This is a genomic window from Serratia sp. H1w (genome assembly GCF_000633355.1).
GTDB lineage: Bacteria > Pseudomonadota > Gammaproteobacteria > Enterobacterales > Enterobacteriaceae > Chania.
Genome location: NZ_AYMQ01000055.1, coordinates 90,565 through 109,166, shown reverse-complemented (window position 1 = coordinate 109,166; position 18,602 = coordinate 90,565). Strand labels below are relative to the sequence as shown.

The 18,602-nt window shown below is 52.8% G+C and carries 19 protein-coding genes and 5 tRNA genes; 21 read left to right on the top strand and 3 right to left on the bottom strand.

Features of this window, described 5'->3' with window-relative positions; translation table 11 throughout:
- Nucleotides 1-7 precede the first annotated feature (7 nt).
- From cydA to pnuC, 18 genes are all read left to right on the top strand, one after another.
- Entirely contained in the window at nt 8-1,576 is a 1,569-nt protein-coding gene (gene cydA / locus U869_RS0113175) for a cytochrome ubiquinol oxidase subunit I (protein WP_025120248.1), read from the top strand.
- A 15-nt stretch (nt 1,577-1,591) separates the two neighbouring features.
- Complete coding sequence (gene cydB / locus U869_RS0113170; protein ID WP_025120247.1) at nt 1,592-2,731, top strand: cytochrome d ubiquinol oxidase subunit II; 1,140 nt, start codon at nt 1,592-1,594, stop codon at nt 2,729-2,731.
- A 17-nt stretch (nt 2,732-2,748) separates the two neighbouring features.
- Nucleotides 2,749-2,862: a cytochrome bd-I oxidase subunit CydX gene (gene cydX / locus U869_RS30660; protein ID WP_021805265.1), complete on the top strand. Its 114-nt coding sequence runs from the start codon at nt 2,749-2,751 to the stop codon at nt 2,860-2,862.
- Nucleotides 2,862-3,158, top strand: coding sequence for a cyd operon protein YbgE (ybgE, locus tag U869_RS0113160; protein ID WP_025120246.1), 297 nt, complete (start codon nt 2,862-2,864; stop codon nt 3,156-3,158). The genes cydX and ybgE overlap by 1 nt, the downstream gene beginning before the upstream one ends.
- A 132-nt stretch (nt 3,159-3,290) precedes the next feature.
- Entirely contained in the window at nt 3,291-3,698 is a 408-nt protein-coding gene (gene ybgC / locus U869_RS0113155; RefSeq protein ID WP_025120245.1) for a tol-pal system-associated acyl-CoA thioesterase, read from the top strand.
- A complete protein-coding gene (gene tolQ / locus U869_RS0113150; protein WP_024483139.1) occupies nt 3,695-4,378 on the top strand; it encodes a Tol-Pal system protein TolQ in 684 nt (227 codons plus the stop codon). Before ybgC ends, tolQ begins: the two co-directional genes overlap by 4 nt.
- A 15-nt stretch (nt 4,379-4,393) precedes the next feature.
- Nucleotides 4,394-4,822 carry a colicin uptake protein TolR gene (tolR, locus tag U869_RS0113145; RefSeq protein WP_021805261.1) on the top strand — a complete coding sequence of 143 codons (429 nt, stop codon included), beginning with the start codon at nt 4,394-4,396 and terminating at the stop codon, nt 4,820-4,822.
- A gap of 78 nt (nt 4,823-4,900) precedes the next feature.
- A complete protein-coding gene (gene tolA / locus U869_RS0113140; RefSeq protein ID WP_025120244.1) occupies nt 4,901-6,106 on the top strand; it encodes a cell envelope integrity protein TolA in 1,206 nt (401 codons plus the stop codon).
- Nucleotides 6,107-6,238: 132 nt separating this feature from the next.
- Nucleotides 6,239-7,531 carry a Tol-Pal system beta propeller repeat protein TolB gene (tolB, locus tag U869_RS0113135; RefSeq protein WP_025120243.1) on the top strand — a complete coding sequence of 431 codons (1,293 nt, stop codon included), beginning with the start codon at nt 6,239-6,241 and terminating at the stop codon, nt 7,529-7,531.
- Between the two features lie 47 nt (nt 7,532-7,578).
- A complete protein-coding gene (gene pal / locus U869_RS0113130) occupies nt 7,579-8,088 on the top strand; it encodes a peptidoglycan-associated lipoprotein Pal (protein WP_021805257.1) in 510 nt (169 codons plus the stop codon).
- Between the two features lie 9 nt (nt 8,089-8,097).
- A complete protein-coding gene (gene cpoB, locus U869_RS0113125) occupies nt 8,098-8,901 on the top strand; it encodes a cell division protein CpoB (RefSeq protein WP_025120242.1) in 804 nt (267 codons plus the stop codon).
- A 175-nt stretch (nt 8,902-9,076) separates the two neighbouring features.
- Nucleotides 9,077-9,152 (top strand) — tRNA-Lys (locus tag U869_RS0113120).
- Nucleotides 9,153-9,289: 137 nt separating this feature from the next.
- Nucleotides 9,290-9,365: transfer RNA gene (locus U869_RS0113115), tRNA-Val, on the top strand.
- Between the two features lie 7 nt (nt 9,366-9,372).
- Nucleotides 9,373-9,448: transfer RNA gene (locus tag U869_RS0113110), tRNA-Lys, on the top strand.
- Between the two features lie 169 nt (nt 9,449-9,617).
- Nucleotides 9,618-9,693, top strand: a tRNA-Lys gene (locus U869_RS0113105).
- A gap of 77 nt (nt 9,694-9,770) precedes the next feature.
- A tRNA-Lys gene (locus tag U869_RS0113100) sits at nt 9,771-9,846 on the top strand.
- A 583-nt stretch (nt 9,847-10,429) separates the two neighbouring features.
- Entirely contained in the window at nt 10,430-11,491 is a 1,062-nt protein-coding gene (gene nadA / locus U869_RS0113095) for a quinolinate synthase NadA (protein ID WP_025120241.1), read from the top strand.
- A gap of 32 nt (nt 11,492-11,523) precedes the next feature.
- On the top strand, nt 11,524-12,252 hold the full coding sequence (pnuC, locus tag U869_RS0113090) for a nicotinamide riboside transporter PnuC (RefSeq protein WP_025120240.1): 729 nt from the start codon (nt 11,524-11,526) through the stop codon (nt 12,250-12,252).
- A gap of 48 nt (nt 12,253-12,300) precedes the next feature.
- Here pnuC and zitB read toward each other — a convergent pair whose 3' ends face one another.
- Nucleotides 12,301-13,239, bottom strand: coding sequence for a CDF family zinc transporter ZitB (gene zitB, locus U869_RS0113085; protein WP_025120239.1), 939 nt, complete (start codon nt 13,237-13,239; stop codon nt 12,301-12,303).
- A 209-nt stretch (nt 13,240-13,448) separates the two neighbouring features.
- Between zitB and aroG the strand changes: the two genes are divergently transcribed.
- The 3 genes from aroG to U869_RS0113070 all read left to right on the top strand — a co-directional run bounded on the left by aroG (nt 13,449) and on the right by U869_RS0113070 (nt 17,070).
- Nucleotides 13,449-14,504 (top strand): 3-deoxy-7-phosphoheptulonate synthase AroG, encoded by a 1,056-nt coding sequence (gene aroG, locus U869_RS0113080; RefSeq protein ID WP_025120238.1) that lies wholly within the window; start codon nt 13,449-13,451, stop codon nt 14,502-14,504.
- Between the two features lie 333 nt (nt 14,505-14,837).
- Complete coding sequence (locus U869_RS0113075; RefSeq protein WP_025120237.1) at nt 14,838-16,028, top strand: YjgN family protein; 1,191 nt, start codon at nt 14,838-14,840, stop codon at nt 16,026-16,028.
- A gap of 10 nt (nt 16,029-16,038) precedes the next feature.
- On the top strand, nt 16,039-17,070 hold the full coding sequence (locus tag U869_RS0113070; RefSeq protein ID WP_025120236.1) for a M48 family metallopeptidase: 1,032 nt from the start codon (nt 16,039-16,041) through the stop codon (nt 17,068-17,070).
- A gap of 98 nt (nt 17,071-17,168) precedes the next feature.
- On the opposite strand, the gene gpmA is transcribed toward U869_RS0113070, so the two are convergent.
- Both gpmA and U869_RS0113060 read right to left on the bottom strand, forming a co-directional pair.
- Nucleotides 17,169-17,921 carry a 2,3-diphosphoglycerate-dependent phosphoglycerate mutase gene (gene gpmA / locus U869_RS0113065; RefSeq protein ID WP_025120235.1) on the bottom strand — a complete coding sequence of 251 codons (753 nt, stop codon included), beginning with the start codon at nt 17,919-17,921 and terminating at the stop codon, nt 17,169-17,171.
- A 272-nt stretch (nt 17,922-18,193) separates the two neighbouring features.
- Nucleotides 18,194-18,532 (bottom strand): PsiF family protein, encoded by a 339-nt coding sequence (locus tag U869_RS0113060; RefSeq protein WP_025120234.1) that lies wholly within the window; start codon nt 18,530-18,532, stop codon nt 18,194-18,196.
- Nucleotides 18,533-18,602 lie beyond the last annotated feature (70 nt).

The following is an 18,602-nucleotide window of genomic DNA, read 5'->3' as shown; positions in this document are numbered from 1 at the left end:
AGTCAAGATGTTTGATATTGTCGAACTGTCGCGCTTACAGTTTGCTTTAACGGCGATGTACCACTTCCTATTTGTCCCATTAACGCTGGGTATGGCGTTTTTGCTGGCGATTATGGAAACGGTATATGTGCTGTCCGGCAAACAAATTTATAAAGATATGACCAAATTCTGGGGCAAGTTGTTTGCAATCAACTTTGCTCTGGGTGTGGCCACCGGGTTGACCATGGAGTTCCAGTTCGGGACCAACTGGTCGTACTTCTCTCACTACGTTGGTGACATCTTCGGGGCCCCTCTGGCTATCGAAGGTCTGATGGCGTTCTTCCTGGAATCGACGCTGGTTGGTCTGTTCTTCTTCGGCTGGGACCGCCTGAGCAAGATCCAACACATGACCGTTACCTGGTTTGTCGCCCTCGGCTCAAACCTGTCTGCGTTGTGGATCCTGGTCGCTAACGGCTGGATGCAAAACCCAATCGCCTCCGACTTCAACTTCGAAACCATGCGTATGGAGATGCTCAGCTTCTCTGAGCTGGTTCTGAACCCGGTCGCACAGGTGAAGTTTGTTCACACCGTGGCCTCTGGTTACACCACCGGCGCGATGTTCGTGCTGGGCATCAGCGCTTACTATCTGCTGAAAGGGCGTGACATCGCCTTTGCCAAGCGTTCGTTCGCCATTGCTGCCAGCTTCGGTATGGCTGCGATCCTTTCCGTTATCGTGCTGGGTGATGAATCCGGTTACGAAATGGGGGACGTGCAGAAAACCAAACTGGCTGCCATTGAAGCGGAATGGGAAACTCAACCGGCTCCGGCCGCATTTACCCTGTTCGGTATTCCGAACCAGGAGAAAATGGAGAACTCCTTCGCGATTCAAATTCCTTGGGCACTTGGCCTGATCGCTACTCGTTCCATCGACACTCCGGTTATCGGTCTGCGCGATCTGATGGCACAACATCAGGTACGTATCCGTAACGGTATGAAGGCTTACCAGTTGCTGGAAGAGCTGCGTGGCGGCAATACCGATCCGGCAGTGCGTAGTGCATTCAACGATACCAAGCAGGATCTGGGCTACGGCATGCTGCTCAAGCGCTATACCGAAAACGTCACCGACGCCACGGAAGCGCAGATCCAGCAGGCAACCAAAGATTCTATTCCGCGCGTTGCTCCACTGTACTTCGCCTTCCGTATCATGGTGGCTTGTGGTGTGCTGATGCTGTTTATTATCGGTATGTCGTTCCTGAGCGTCGTGCGTGGGCGTATCGGTCAGAAGAAATGGCTGCTGCGTGCCGCGTTGTACGGTCTGCCATTACCTTGGATTGCAGTAGAAGCGGGCTGGTTCGTGGCAGAGTATGGCCGCCAGCCGTGGGCGATAGGTGAGGTGCTGCCAACCGCAGTCGCGACCTCTTCGCTGACCGCAGGCGACATTCTGTTCTCGATGGGGCTGATTTGCGGCTTGTACACCCTGTTCCTGGTGGCTGAAATGTACCTGATGTTCAAGTTTGCACGTCTGGGTCCAAGCAGCCTGAAAACTGGCCGCTATCATTTTGAACAACCGACTGCCGCCGTGCAGGAAGCGCGCTAAACAGGAGTCCAAGATATGTTTGATTATGAAGTACTGCGATTTATCTGGTGGCTCCTGGTTGGCGTCCTGCTGATCGGTTTCGCCGTCACCGACGGTTTCGATATGGGTGTCGGTATTCTGATGCGCATCATCGGTAAAACCGATACCGAGCGTCGGGTAATAATCAACGCCATCGCCCCGCACTGGGACGGTAACCAGGTGTGGCTAATCACCGCCGGTGGTGCGCTGTTCGCCGCCTGGCCGATGGTTTATGCCGCCGCGTTCTCTGGTTTCTATGTGGCCATGATCCTGGTGCTGGCTTCCTTGTTCTTCCGCCCGGTCGGTTTTGACTACCGTTCGAAGCTGGAGAACAGCCGCTGGCGTAACATGTGGGACTGGGGCATCTTTATCGGTAGCTTCGTGCCTGCGGTGGTATTCGGTGTTGCGTTCGGTAACCTGTTGCAGGGCGTACCGTTCCATATCGATGAATATCTGCGCCTGTTCTACACCGGCAACTTCTTCCAACTGTTGAACCCGTTTGGTTTGCTGGCCGGTATTGTCAGCCTGACCATGCTGGTGACTCAGGGGGCAACCTACCTGCAGATGCGTACTACTGCCGAAATCCACCTGCGTTCACGCGCAGCGGCGCAGATTTCTGCGCTGGTGATGGGCGTATGCTTCCTGTTGGCGGGTATCTGGCTGGTGAACGGCATCGACGGTTTCGTGGTGACCTCTGCACTGGATACGGCGGCGCAATCCAACCCGCTGCGTAAAGAAGTGGCTCATCAGGCGGGTGCCTGGTTGATCAACTACAACAAGTATCCAATCCTGTGGGCACTGCCGGCGTTGGGCGTGGTTCTGCCACTGTTCACCATCCTGTTTGCCCGTTTGGACAAAGCGGCGATGGCGTTCCTGACTTCATCACTGACGATTGCCTGTGTAATCTTGACGGCTGGGGTAACCATGTTCCCGTTCGTTATGCCATCAAGTACCGTGCCTAACGTCAGCCTGACTATGTGGGATGCGACTTCCAGCATGTTCACACTGCAGGTGATGACCGTTGTTGCGATTATCTTCGTGCCAATCGTTTTGGCGTACACCGCTTGGGCGTACTACAAAATGTTTGGTCGCCTGGATAAGAACTTCATCGAAAAAAATAAGCATTCGCTGTACTAAGCAAAAGGAGCTAAACCATGTGGTATTTTGCCTGGATCCTCGGAACGCTTCTTGCCTGTGCCTTCGGTATCATCACGGCGCTGGCGCTTGAGCACAGTGAAGATTCAAAAGCGCAGCAAGACGGTAAGTGATGAGTTCGTCACTGGCTGACAAGCTGTACGCCATCACCGACAAGGGTCCGGTTCGGGCCCTTTCATTGGTGCTGGCGGTGATTTTAGCGGGATGTATCTTTTGGGATCCTAGCCGCTTTGCTGCACACACTAGCTCGATAGAGATTTGGCAAGGTATCTTGCTGATCTGGGCGGTGTGTGCGGGCATCGTTCACGGTGTCGGCTTCCGGCCTCAAAGCACGTTTTGGCGTGCATTTTTCGCGCCATTACCTGCAATTGTGATCCTGGCCGCAGGATTACTTTACGTTTCTTTATAATCTATTACGCATCCCCCTGATTATGGGCCGTTCAGGCCCATAATTATTTTCATTCCCATCTAGTAACCCATTCCCAACCCGATCCGTCTTGCGTATAGTAGCTATCGTCAAATTGTCTTGCTGGGAAGTCGAGTGAGTAATAAGTTGTTTCGATGGCCGGTTCGTGTCTACTACGAAGATACCGATGCCGGTGGTGTGGTTTACCACGCCCGTTACGTCGCCTTTTATGAAAGAGCGCGCACTGAGATGCTGCGTCAGCACAACTTTCATCAACAGCAGCTGCTCAGTGAAGACCATGTCGCTTTCGCTGTCCGGCGTATGACGGTGGATTACCTGCTCCCTGCACGTCTTGACGACCTGCTGGAAGTGCAGAGCAATATCACCTCGATACGCGGGGCATCTCTTACGTTTGCTCAACGCATTGTTAATTCTGACGGTACTCTGTTGAGTCAGGCCGATGTATTGATTGCATGCATTGATCCACACCAAATGAAGCCGATAGCGCTTCCTAAGTCTATTGTCGCGGAGTTTAAGCAGTGACTGACATGAACATCCTAGATCTATTCTTGAAGGCAAGCCTGCTGGTCAAGTTTATCATGCTGATTTTGATATGCTTCTCAGTGGCTTCTTGGGCGATCATCATCCAGCGGACGCGCATTCTCAATGCGGCCACTCGTGACGCCGAAGCCTTCGAAGACAAATTCTGGTCTGGTATCGAGCTTTCTCGTCTGTATCAGGAAAGCCAGGCACGTCGCGATAGCCTGACTGGGTCAGAGCAGATTTTCCATTCCGGTTTCAAAGAGTTTGCCCGCTTGCATCGTGCCAACAGCCATGCGCCAGAGTCGGTGATCGAAGGGGCTACGCGTGCGATGCGTATCTCGATGAACCGCGAGCTGGAAACGCTGGAAAACCATATTCCGTTTCTCGGCACCGTGGGTTCCATCAGCCCGTATATCGGCCTGTTTGGTACCGTGTGGGGGATTATGCACGCCTTTATCGCCCTGGGCGCAGTGAAACAAGCCACCTTACAGATGGTTGCACCGGGTATCGCCGAAGCGTTGATCGCTACAGCCATCGGTCTGTTTGCCGCGATCCCTGCCGTTATGGCCTATAACCGCCTTAACCAGCGTGTTAACAAGCTTGAGCAGAATTACGACAACTTTATGGAAGAGTTCACCGCTATTCTGCATCGTCAGGCCTTCTCCAGCGACAGCAAATAAGAAGTAGGAGGTAGCATGGCGAGAGTTCGTGGTCGTAACAAGCGTGAGCTGAAGTCGGAAATCAACATTGTTCCGCTGCTGGACGTCTTGTTGGTGCTGTTGCTGATCTTTATGGCAACCGCACCCATCATCACCCAGAGCGTTGAGGTTGATTTGCCTGATGCCACCGATTCTAAAACGGTGTCCAGCGACGATAATCCACCGGTGATCCTGGAGGTTTCCGGCGTAGGTCAGTACACCCTGGTGGTGGATCACAACCGTATGGAGCTGTTGCCGCCTGAGCAGGTGGCGGCCGAAGCCAAGTCGCGTCTGGCAGCTAATCCGAAGACGGTGTTTTTGATCGGTGGGGCCAAGGAAGTCCCGTACGATGAGATTATCAAGGCATTGAATATTCTGCATCAGGCGGGTGTCGCTTCCGTAGGGTTGATGACCCAGCCAATCTAACCGTAAGGTCAGTGGCAACCCGGTTCCTGCCCTGTGGCGCAGGGACCCCGTTTAAGCAGCAGTTTTTGGGATTCTATTTTGGTAAAGGCAACTGAGCAAAATGATAAGCTGAACCGTTCCGTTATTGTTTCGGTGGTTCTGCACATTCTATTGATTGCCCTGTTGATCTGGGGTTCGCTGTACGAAAATACTGAAATGAGTAGTGCAGGCGGCGGCGGTGATGGTTCCGTAGTTGGGGCCGTGATGGTTGATCCCGGTGCGGTGGTTGAGCAGTACAATCGCCAGCAGCAACAGAGCAGCGATGCACAGCGTGCAGAAAAGCAGCGCCAGAAGAAGGCGGAGCAGCAGGCTGAAGAGCTGCAGCAGAAGCAGGCGGCGGAACAGCAGCGCCTGAAAGAATTGGAACAAGAGCGTTTGGCCGCGCAGGAAAAAGCCGCGCAGGACGCCAAGGCACAGGCCGAACAGCAGAAGAAAGCCGCCGAGCAGCAGCAACAGGCCGCTGAACAGCAGAAAGCGGCAGAAACCGCCGCGGCGAAGGCCAAAGAACAACATAAGGCAGCCGAACAGGCTGCGGCGAAAGCCAAAGCCGAGGCGGATAAAATAGCCAAGGCGCAGGCAGACGCACAGCAGAAAGCCGAGGCGCAAGCCAAGAAAGAAGCTGCCGCCGCTGCCGCTGCCAAGAAGCAGGCGGAAGAGGCGAAGAAAGAAGCCGCAGCGGCAGCTGAACAAAAAGCTGCTGAGGCTGCAGAGAAGAAAGCCGCTGCTGATGCCGAGAAGAAGGCCGCAGCAGAGGAAGCGAAAAAAGCCGCTGCTGCCGAGAAGGCTGCCGCCGCCAAGAAAGCCGCAGATGCCAAGAAGAAGGCCGCTGAAGCTGCCAAGCAGTCAGCCGACGTAGATAATCTGTTTGGTGATTTGGCTGATGGTAAAAACGCGCCGAAAGGTGGGGGAGCAGGCAAAGCCAAAGGCGATGGTAAACCAGCAGGGCAGGGTAATGCCAAGACTGCGGGGGCAAGTGGTGCGGATATTGCAGGTTATCAAGAGCAAATTAAGGCGGCTATTCAGAGCAAATTCTTTGATCCGAGCTCGTTTATTGGCAAAACTTGCGATTTGAGTATCAAATTGGCACCAGATGGATTCTTAGTTGATGTTAGGGCTATTGGTGGCGATCCTGCTTTGTGCCAAGCTGCTGTAGCTGCAGCTAAATTGGCAAAAATACCAAAGCCACCGAGCCAGGCGGTTTATGAGCACTTTAAGAATGCTACCCTAGTATTTAAGCCCGAATAATGATTGTTTTAACCGAGTAAAGTGCATGGATGTGCCAAGGTAGCCAACAGGGAATAGGTAGTTTTGTTGGCGTTGGTTTGTTAAAATTCTGCTAAATTATCGCAGGCATCCCGCCTGGATAAGGGAGATGAGATGAAGCAGGCATTTCGAGTAGCGTTAGGTCTTATTGTTCTGTGGGCGTCCGTGCTGCATGCGGAAGTTCGCATTGAAATCACCCAAGGGGTCGACTCCGCTCGCCCGATTGGCGTGGTGCCATTTAAATGGGCGGGTCCAGGCACGCCTCCTGAAGATGTTGGCCAGATCGTAGGTGCAGATCTACGTAACAGCGGCAAATTCAACCCGATTGATGTGGCACGTATGCCGCAGCAGCCGACTACCGCGGCCGAAGTTACGCCTGCGGCCTGGACTGCGCTGGGCATTGATGCCGTAGTGGTTGGTCAGGTTCAGCCTGGTGCCGACGGCAGCTATCTGGTTTCCTACCAACTGGTGGATACTTCAGGTGCGCCTGGTACCGTGTTGGCACAGAACCAGTTTAAAGTGACCAAACAGTGGCTGCGTTATGCGGCTCATACCGCCAGCGATGGCGTATTTGAGAAGCTGACCGGCATCAAGGGCGCATTCCGTACTCGTATCGCCTACGTGGTGCAGACCAACGGCGGGAAATTCCCGTACGAACTGCGCGTATCGGATTACGATGGCTACAACCAGGTGCCAGTGCATCGCTCACCAGAGCCACTGATGTCACCAGCCTGGTCGCCAGATGGCAGCAAGCTGGCCTACGTGACCTTTGAGAGCGGTAAATCAGCGCTGGTTGTGCAGACGTTGGCTAACGGTGCAATCCGTCAGATTGCCTCATTCCCACGTCACAACGGTGCTCCAGCGTTCTCTCCAGACGGTAGTCGCCTGGCTTTCGCGCTGTCTAAAACCGGCAGCCTGAACCTGTATGTGATGAACCTCGGCTCTGGCCAAATCAGCCAGATCACCGATGGCCGTAGCAACAATACCGAACCAAGCTGGTTCCCAGATGGTCAATCTCTGGCTTATACCTCTGACCAGGGCGGTCGCCCACAGATTTATAAGGTTGGCGCTAACGGCGGCGCACCACAGCGCCTAACCTGGGAAGGAGCCCAGAATCAGGACTCCGATGTGAGTTTCGATGGCAAATTCCTGGTGATGGTGAGCTCCAACAATGGGGTTCAACATATCGCCAAACAAGATCTCGGATCGGGAGCCGTTCAAATGTTAACGGACACGTTCCTGGATGAAACGCCTAGTATCGCACCAAACGGCACCATGGTGATCTATAGCTCCACGCAAGGTATGGGCTCCGTGCTGCAGTTGGTATCGACTGATGGGCGTTTCAAAGCGCGTCTTCCGGCAACCGATGGACAGGTCAAATTCCCTGCCTGGTCGCCGTATCTGTGATGCATGTGTAAAATATGTATGGCAAAAACTATAAAAGGATCAAAGAAATGCAACTGAACAAAGTGCTGAAAGGGCTTCTGCTGGCACTGCCAGTTCTGGCTGTAGCGGCTTGTAGTTCTAACAAAAGCGCGAATAACGATCAATCCGGTATGGGCGCTGGCACTGGTACAGAAAACGGCAGCAGCAACCTGTCTTCTGAAGAACAAGCACGTCTGCAGATGCAAGAACTGCAACGTAACAACATTGTTTACTTCGGCCTGGACAAGTATGACGTTAGCTCTGAGTTCGCTCAGATGCTGGATGCGCATGCTGCTTTCCTGCGTAACAACCCATCCTACAAAGTGACTGTTGAAGGTCACGCGGATGAGCGCGGCACGCCAGAATACAACATCGCTCTGGGTGAGCGTCGTGCTAACGCAGTTAAAATGTACCTGCAAGGCAAAGGCGTTTCTGCTGACCAGATCTCTATCGTTTCTTACGGTAAAGAGAAGCCAGCAGTACTGGGCCACGACGAAGCAGCCTATGCTAAAAACCGTCGTGCAGTTCTGGTTTACTAAGAGATTCGCATGAACAGTAACCTCAGACATCACCTGTTGAGTCTGGCGTTACTGGTTGGCGTAGCGGTCCCATGGGCCGCTACTGCCCAAGCGCCAATCAGTAATGTCGGCTCCGGCTCGGTCGAAGACCGTGTCACATCACTTGAGCGTATCAGTAATGCTCAGGGCCAGCTTTTGAACCAACTCCAGCAACAACTCTCTGACAACCAACGTGATATCGATACGCTTCGTGGGCAAATCCAGGAAAGTCAGTATCAGTTGAATCAGGTGGTTGAACGCCAGAAACAGATCTATCAACAGATGGATAGCCTTAGCCAGGGTGGCGCACAGAATTCCGCTGGCGCAGCAGCAGGGGCCGCAGGTGGTACAGCCGCCGCGGCGTCCTCTGACGGCGCTGGCAGCGCTCCTGCGGGTGCGACAGCCGCTGCGGCTAGTACGGGCGATGAAAACAGCGACTATAACGCCGCTGTTTCACTGGCGCTGGAAAAAAAGCAGTACGATCAGGCGATCCCCGCTTTTCAGGCTTTCATAAAGCAGTATCCGAAATCCACTTACCTGCCTAATGCCAACTATTGGCTGGGGCAGTTGTTCTACAACAAGGGTAAGAAGGAAGACGCGGCATACTATTATGCAGTGGTGGTCAAGAGTTACCCAAAATCACCCAAGGCGCCGGACGCAATGTATAAAGTTGGGGTGATCATGCAGGAAAAAGGTCAGGCTGATAAAGCCAAAGCCGTTTACCAGCAGGTGATCAAATCGTACCCGACCAGCGATGCGGCCAAGCAGGCCAAGAAACGCGAAGCCAGTTTGTAAGTAAAAAATTGAGCCCAGAAGTTAGTCAATTTGACCGAATTCTGGGCTCATTCGCGTGAAGAACAAGCAGTTGAACCTATTGCACCAAAATTTAGGTTGCGCTGCCGAGATAAATTAGTAATATATGCCGCCGTTGCCAAGACAACTTGCAAAGTGTTAAAGCAGCTAGGAAATTGGGTCGTTAGCTCAGTTGGTAGAGCAGTTGACTTTTAATCAATTGGTCGCAGGTTCGAATCCTGCACGACCCACCAATTCTTAACGAGTTGGTAAAGAGTGGAATCGAAAAGGATGAGAACCGTCAAAGGTTCGAGCCGAACGCAGTGAGACCACGGCAATAGCCGCTAATCCTGCACGACCCACCAATTTCTCAAGTAGTAACCACGATAGTGGGTGATTAGCTCAGTTGGTAGAGCATCTCCTTTACACGGAGGGGGTCGGCGGTTCGAGCCCGTCATCACCCACCACTACAGTGGGTCGTTAGCTCAGTTGGTAGAGCAGTTGACTTTTAATCAATTGGTCGCAGGTTCGAATCCTGCACGACCCACCATTCTTAAGATTTACCAGTGAGTCAAATCGTGAGGATGAGAACCGTAAGAGGTTCGAGCCGAGCGCCGCGAGACAACGGCATAGCCGTTAATCCTGCCAGACCCACCATTAATTGCATCGATCGAGTTAGATATCGTTGCTCTCGTATTAAAGAAGTAAACCACGTCAGTGGGTCGTTAGCTCAGTTGGTAGAGCAGTTGACTTTTAATCAATTGGTCGCAGGTTCGAATCCTGCACGACCCACCAATTCTTAACGAATTGGTAAAGAAATGCAGTCGAGTGTCTCTCGTTGCTAACGCGGTTCAGCAGTAAACCACATCAGTGGGTTGTTAGCTCAGTTGGTAGAGCAGTTGACTTTTAATCAATTGGTCGCAGGTTCGAATCCTGCACGACCCACCATCTTAAAGAATTCCAAGCAATAAAATCCCAGCAATAAAATTACATATCGCACCAGTCGTGCGGGTGAGATCCTGCGCTCAGGTTCGAGTCTCGCTTGCGAGACAACGGCGACAGCCGGTCATCCTGCCAGACCCACCATCTTAAATATCCCTCAGTACTAAATTCTAAACTCCAGCACACCATATCGCACCAGTCGTGCGGGTGAGATCCTGCGCTCAGGTTCGAGTCTCGTTTGCGAGACAACGGCGGCAGCCGGTCATCCTGCCAGACTCACCGCTCCTTGAACTAAACGCCCACCTAACTTTGCCTTTGAATTCCTCAACGCTTAATTTCGCTAGCTCATCCGTCAGACGGGCGCAGCATGCAGCGCCCCTACGTACGTAGCCTGGGTAATGTCAGCAGTCTTTCCCTCTTTTGCACCTTAATTTTCAATCCAATAAACAAATAAAGCCAAAACAACAAATGTTAAGCGACATTCGAGTGAATTTTAGGTATTTTGTTTAGTATATAAAACGAGGCGGTTCGGCAAGCGGCAACTACAGCCTAAAAAGCAGGCCCACACCCTAGCATAGAGATGACAGCGATGAGTGAAATGTTTGATGTCAATGCGGCGATATATCCATTTCCGCCGAAACCGGTGCCTTTAGACGTTGCCGAGAAGGCTTTTTATCGGCAGAAGATCAAAACTTTGCTCAAGCAGCGTGACGCCGTGATGGTCGCCCATTACTACACCGATCCGGAGATCCAGGCGCTAGCCGAAGAGACTGGCGGCTGCGTTGCCGATTCACTCGATATGGCGCGCTTTGGCAGCCAGCATCCTGCGTCCACTTTGCTGGTTGCTGGCGTGCGTTTTATGGGGGAGACGGCCAAAATCCTCAGCCCGGAAAAACAGGTGCTGATGCCAACGTTGAATGCCGAGTGCTCGCTGGATCTTGGTTGTCCCGAGGCGGAGTTCGCTGCGTTCTGTGACAGCCATCCAGATCGAACGGTAGTGGTTTACGCCAATACCTCCGCCGCCGTCAAAGCGCGAGCCGATTGGGTGGTCACTTCCAGCATTGCCGTTGAGCTGATTGAACATCTTGACAGCCTGGGGGAAAAAATCATCTGGGCACCGGATCGCCACTTGGGCAATTATGTGCAAAAGCAGACCGGAGCAGACGTCTTGTGCTGGCAGGGGGCCTGTATCGTCCATGACGAGTTTAAAACCCAGGCGTTGGTACGCATGAAAGCCCTATACCCCGAAGCCGCGATACTGGTGCATCCAGAGTCGCCACAGGCGATCGTCGATCTGGCTGATGCCGTCGGTTCGACCAGCCAACTGGTCCAGGCGGCGATAGCATTGCCCAACCGGCAACTGATCGTGGCCACCGATCGCGGTATCTTCTACAAGATGCAGCAGGCTTGTCCGGATAAAGAATTGTTTGAAGCGCCAACCGCCGGTGAGGGGGCAACCTGTCGCAGCTGTGCCCACTGCCCGTGGATGGCGATGAACGGCCTGAAGGCTATTGCCGAAGGGTTGGAGCAAGGTGGTTCACAGCATGAGATCTTTGTTGATGGTGCACTGCGTGAGCAGGCGCTTATTCCGCTCAACCGCATGCTGGATTTTTCAGCACAGTTGAAAATGCAGGTTAAAGGCAACGCCTGAGTTTAGGCTTGGCATGTTAGAAGGTTGGCAAAATGAGCTTTTTCAGCACGAGCAATATCCTGGTTCATATTCCGATTGGTGCAGGGGGTTATGACCTGTCGTGGATTGAGGCTATTGGCACGCTATTTGGTTTGCTGTGCATCTGGTATGCCAGCAAAGAGAAAATCATCAACTATCTGTTTGGCCTGATTAACGTCACGCTGTTTGCGGTGATCTTCTTCCAGATCCAGCTATACGCTAGCCTGTTGCTACAGCTGTTTTTCTTCGTGGCCAATATTTACGGCTGGTACGCCTGGAGCCGCCAGACGCAGGATAATCAGGCCGAACTGAAGATCCGCTGGTTGCCGCTGCCGAAAGCCTTGGCATGGGGGGCCGTATGCGTGATCGGTATTGCGTTGATGACGTTTAATATCGACCGGGTATTTGCCTACCTGACGCAAATTGCGGTGGCGGTGATGCAGGCAGTGGGTCTTAACGTACAGATGCCTGAGTTGCAGCCGGATGCCTTCCCGTTCTGGGATTCCGCCATGATGGTGCTGTCGATCGTTGCCATGATCCTGATGACGCGCAAGTACGTCGAAAACTGGCTGCTGTGGGTGGTGATTGACGTGATCAGCGTGGCGATTTTTGCTTACCAGGGGGTATACGCCATGGCGCTGGAATATGTCATCTTGACACTGATTGCGCTTAATGGCTCGTGGCTCTGGATACGCAGTGCTGCGAAGAATCGTTCCCAGCCGTTGTCAGGTAGCACTGTGTAGGGGCGCCGCATGCTGCGCCCGTGGGTAGTTCGTTGGGATAGTGGGGCATCAATGCTGATGTCCCACATGACCTGTGTGCGAGTGGTCACTCGCAATGCCACAGTCTGGAGTATCACAATGTTGATATTCCATCTGGATCGTCGCATGGCCAATCTGGTAATGCTCCAGCAAATAAGCCTGGATGCGGCGTAACAGTCCGTCATGATCGTGGGGTGGGATCACTTGCGCATGTAGCGTCATTAGCTTTTTTTCACCAACCTGCCAGACATGTACATGATGAATATTGCGCACTTCTGCAATATTCAGGCACAGGTCCTTTTGCAGTTTGTTGATATCCACCTCCTGCGGTGTCCCTTCCAGCAGTTCATGAAAACTCTCTTTAAGCAGACGCCAGGCGCTGCGCAGCACCAGGCAGGAAACCAGCACCGAGAGTATAGGATCGATGGGAGTCCAGCCTGTAGTGAGAATAATGATGGCTGCGGCAATCGCTCCTACGGAACCGAGCAGATCGCCGAGCACATGCAGGGCAGCAGCCCGCACGTTGATATTTTTCTCTTCACTGCCACGATGCAGCAGCCAGAAGGCGAACAGGTTAGCCAGCAGGCCCGCTACGGCGATCGCCAGCATTGGGGTACCCATCACAGGCTGTGGATCGAAGAAGCGCCGTACGGCCTCCCAGAGGATGAATATGACGATCAGCAATAACGCGGCGGCATTGACAAAGGCGGCCAGGGTGGTCAGGCGCAAATAGCCAAAAGTATGGCGGGCATTAGGTTTCCGCTGCGAGAAGTGTACCGCCATCAGGGCAACAAGTAATGCTGCGGCATCCGTCAGCATATGCCCGGCATCTGCCAGCAGCGCCAGCGAACCGGAAATCAACCCGCCAACCACCTCGACGATCATGAACACCACGGTGACTAAAAATGCGGCTAGTAGGCGCTTACTGTTGCCGTCTTTAGGCTGATGAGCATGAGAAGCTCCAGACATTACTTTTCCTTATTGCAAAATTTGTTGGCTGGCAAAACATAAGTTTGGCCGTGACTTAGCTCATTATAGGCTGCCTTGGCGAGGAGCTGAATATTTGCCGGTAACGATTACAGGGTCTAAAGGTGATTTACAGCGCCAGCCTCACAGGCTAGATTGGTAAAATCTACCCTACGCACTGCGCGATACACCCGATACCGAATGGAAAAGTGATGAATTACCAAAACGACGACTTACGCATTAAAGAAATCAAGGAACTCCTGCCACCGGTGGCCCTGTTGGAAAAGTTTCCGGCCTCGGTCCAGGCAGCTGAGACGGTGTCACAGGCTCGCCAATCGATCCACAACATCCTGCGCGGCAATGACGATCGCCTGTTAGTGGTAATCGGCCCTTGCTCTATTCACGATACCAAAGCCGCGAAAGAGTATGCCGCGCGCCTGATGAGCCTGCGCCAGGAACTTAACGGTGAGCTGGAAGTGGTGATGCGCGTCTATTTCGAAAAGCCGCGTACCACGGTGGGCTGGAAAGGGCTGATCAACGATCCGCAGATGGATAACAGCTTCCAGATTAACGAAGGCCTGCGCCTGGCGCGTAAACTGTTGCTGGATATCAATGACAGCGGTTTACCTGCTGCGGGCGAGTTCCTGGATATGATCACCCCGCAATACCTGGCGGATTTGATGAGCTGGGGAGCGATTGGCGCACGTACCACGGAATCCCAGGTACACCGTGAATTGGCCTCTGGCCTGTCCTGCCCGGTGGGCTTCAAAAACGGCACCGACGGCACCATCAAGGTCGCGATCGATGCCATCAACGCCGCTGGCGCACCGCACTGCTTCCTGTCTGTCACCAAATGGGGCCATTCCGCGATTGTTAACACCAGCGGCAATGGTGACTGCCATATTATCCTGCGCGGCGGCAAAGAGCCGAACTACAGCGCGGCCCATGTGAAAGAAGTCAAAGAAGGTCTGGCCAAAGCGGGCCTGCCGGCACAGGTGATGATCGACTTCAGCCACGCCAACAGCAGCAAACAGTTTAAAAAGCAGTTGGAAGTGAATGCGGACGTTTGCCAGCAACTGCGTGCTGGTGAAAAAGCCATTATCGGGGTGATGATTGAAAGCCATCTGGTGGAAGGCAATCAGAATCTGGAAAGCGGCGAACCGCTGGTTTACGGTAAAAGCGTCACCGACGCCTGTATTGGCTGGGAAGATACCGAAATCGTACTGCGTGAACTGGCATCGGCGGTGAAGGCACGTCGCAACCGCTAGTGAGTTCGGTTGGCAGCCCCATATAATACGTATGGGGCTAATAATATGACTTTTAAGGTTTTAGGTATTTCTGCATCACCCAATAAAAAGCTGTTATTAACAGAGTTCAATGCAGGCTGCCTTAGGGGTGTGGATTGCGCGAGCAAGGTATATTGTTCAGCATAATCTTATTTGGTCATCTGCTGCACCACCAATGAAAACACTATTTGCGCTTATCGTGCGGTATGACTATGATGGCGTGCTTTCTGTTACAAGCCCAATGTGAAACCCAATGCCAGATGTTAAATATAATGGCATGGCGGCGGATGATTTTAATTTCAGGATGAATAGTTAATGGAAAATAACAGTTCACAAAATAATACTCAGCATCAAATGCATTTTCGCGGAACGGGTGGTGAATATTTCGCGATCTGGCTGGTCAACATCTTACTGACGGCCATTACTTTAGGAATATACTCAGCCTGGGCAACGGTACGTCGTCGCCGTTATTTTTATGGCAATACCGAATTGAATGGCGACCGCTTTGATTATCACGCGCAGCCAATGCAAATTCTCAAGGGCCGTCTGCTGGTGATCGGTGGCGTGATCCTGTTTTATATTCTCTTGTTTATCAACCCATTGCTTGGCATTGTCGCTATGCTGGCCTTTTTTGCGTTGATCCCTTGGATTATTATCCGCAGTTGGCGTTATAACGCCATTATGTCCAGCTATCGTGGCGTTCGCTTCAATTACCTGTGCCAAACCGGACGCGCATACTGGGTATTACTGTTCTGCCCACTGCTGTTAGTGATTGGTTTGTATGTCGTTATGATCGTATTAGGTCTGATTGGCAGCAATCTGGGTAGCCCAACGGCGATGATTGTGTTGGCTGTGATTACGGTCATCCTGTTTGTACCAATGTTGGCCGCAATCAATGGTATCCTGGCGACTCTGCAATACGATCTGTATGTGAACAACCTGCGTTTTGGCAATTCACCCTTTGTTGCCCAATTCAAGAAAGCCGAGTTTATTAAGATCGCACTGTTCAGTCTGCTGATCTTCTTACCATTCCTGGCTATCGCTTTGGTACTGGTTGGCTCGTTCTTTGCCACACTATTCCAGATGGCGCTGTTTGGCGGAATGTCCGATGCTGCAATGCAAGGCCTGATGGCCAGTCATATCGGTAGCCTGTTTATGATGATGTTAGTGCTGCTGATCGGCCTGATGGTGTCCAACAGCTATATGGTGGTGGCACAGCGTAATTACATCTTTAACCGAACCACCTTGCAAGGTGAAGTTAAACTGCGTTCTACCATGCAGACGTTGCCTTATATGATGTTGTTGATCACCAACAGCCTGATCACCGTGTTCTCACTGGGCCTTGCGGCACCGGTGGCACATGTACGTCATGCGCGTTATATGGCACAGTCCACGCAGGTTGAAGGCGATCTGTCGCTGCTGTCCGTACAGGCTCACCATGATACGGCTAACAACGCAATCGCCGAAGAGGCCGTGCAGGCGCTAGACCTGGGCACCAGTTTTTGAGTAAAGACTGATGATCCTTGAAGGACACTACCAGTGCCCTGGCCGGGCCGCCCAACAGGTGGCTCGGCTGTTATTAAACGAGATGGGCGATGGGGTAACGCTGCAATATGACGGTGAGCATCGCTATTTCTCTCTGCCGCAGATCACCGTTTCCGATTCATTGGGCCGCATTCCGCTGACCCTGACCTTCCCCGATGGTAGCCGTTTTGTGCCTGCCGATGATGCACCGTTTCGCCAGTGGTTTTATCAACGCCGTTCACCGGGATTGGTTCACCGACTAGAACGCCATAAACGCGGCGTAATACTGGCGCTGCTGCTGACTATTTTGCTCACGTTGGCCTATGTTTATGTGGGGCTTCCCTGGGCAAGCAGCGTAATTGCAGAGCGTATTCCTACCGCCGCTGAGCAAAGGCTGGGTAAACATACGCTAGATCTACTGCAGAAAGGTGGCTTCGAACCGTCGCAACTGCCTGCCGAGAAACAGCAAGCGGTAGAGAAGCTGTTCCAACAGGTAATGCCGGAGCAGATGCGGCACGAACGTACGCCGCTCAAATTGAAACTGCTGGCGGTGCCAGATGTGGCTAATGCGTTTATGCTAACCGACGGCACTCTGGTGATCACCGACGATCTGGTCAAGCTTGCGACCAATGACGATGGCCTGGCAGCCGTGATGCTGCATGAAATGGGGCATCATGCTTACCGTCATCCCATGCGCATGGTGGTACGTTCATCCTTGGTAGCGTTGACGTTTATGTGGATGACCGGCGACGTGAGCGGCATCGGCGACACCTTGTTGCAATCGGCCTCATTTGTGCATGAAATGCAGTTCTCCCGCAGCGTGGAGCGCGAGGCGGACGACTGGGCAATCGCGGAAATGCGGCGTCAGGGGCGTTCGTTACTGGCGATGGAAGATCTCTATCGTGCATTGCAACAGGCGGCCAGTACCTCAACCGTGGCGCTGGATATGCCGGAGTGGTTAAGCACTCATCCAGAGATGCAGGCACGTTTGCAGGCTATCGAAGCGGCCAGGAACAAAGAGTAATAAAAAAGCCCCCGGCCAATGCCAGGGGCTTTCAGATTGATGACACCGCAAGACGGGCGCAGCATGCAGCGCCCCTACGCTGTTTTCAGCAACGAAAATTACTTCGCTTTACCTTGGTTGGCGACTGCCGCAGCTTTGGCTGCGATCTCATCGGCATTACCCAGATAGTAACGTTTGATCGGCTTGAAGTTCTCATCGAACTCATACACCAACGGCACGCCGGTTGGGATGTTCAGTTCGAGGATCTCGTCTTCGCTCAGGTTATCCAGATATTTCACCAGCGCGCGTAGGGAGTTACCGTGAGCGGCGACGATAACGCGCTCACCGCTCTTGATGCGTGGCAGGATCTCTTCGTCCCAGTAAGGGATAACGCGATCGATGGTCAGAGCCAGACTTTCAGTCAGCGGCAGCTCTTTATCGCTCAGCGCTGAGTAACGCGGATCGTGGCCAGGGTAGCGCTCATCGTCTTTGGTCAGCTCCGGTGGCGTTACCGCGAAGCCGCGACGCCATTGTTTGACCTGCTCATCACCGTATTTTTCTGCGGTTTCAGCCTTGTTCAGCCCCTGCAGCGCACCGTAATGGCGTTCGTTCAACTTCCAGGATTTTTCGGTAGGCAGCCAGGCTTGATCCAACTCGTCCAGAATGTTCCACAGGGTGTGGATGGCACGCTTCAGTACGGAGGTGTAAGCGAAGTCGAAGGAGAAACCTTCGTCTTTCAACAATTTGCCCGCGGCTTTTGCTTCGGTACGGCCTTTGTCGGACAGATCGACATCATACCAACCGGTGAAGCGGTTTTCGTTGTTCCACTGGCTTTCGCCGTGGCGCACCAGAACCAGCTTAGTTACAGCCATAGCTTAACTCCTTAATAATCTGACGGTTTAATGATAACGAGTATCATTATAATCTGCGACTTTGATCACGGCAATCAATATACCCGTGAATAACCTTGCTCGTTTGCATACCTGAACAGGATTGAATGACCTTTAGCGTTGCTGGGTATGGTGTTAACCATAGCCAATTTTTTAGCACAAGGTAAGAGGGGATGAAGGAAAGAGCTGAATCGTTCAGGCTGGTAGCTGGGGGCGAATGAGAGCTATTCACTCGCGCCCCGGCGTTAATGCACTCAGGCGGTCTTTTTCAGGCAGCTGCTCATAAAGGTTTTACGTTCGTCACCTTTCAGGCTCTTTTTGGCGGCGTCGGCATTACAGTCTTTCATTTTCTGCTGCTGCGGCGTCAGGGCCTTCTCGCTATGGTGGCCTTCGGCCTTCAGGCAGGTACTCATGAAGGTGGTGCGGTCAGAACCTTTCAGCGATTGGGTGGTAGCCTGTTGATTACAATCGGTCATGCGTTTTTGCTGAGCGGCCTGCGCCGGAGACGGCGTTTTTGCTGCGGTGTCGGCAGCCATCAGGTTGGTGCTCAGCATTAAACCTGCCAGTAATGGAAGTGCAGTTATCAGACGCATTAGGTGTTCCTTCAGCTATTGAACGGCCCGTAGGCCGAAAATTGTGATATCGCACACGGGCTTGTGTATA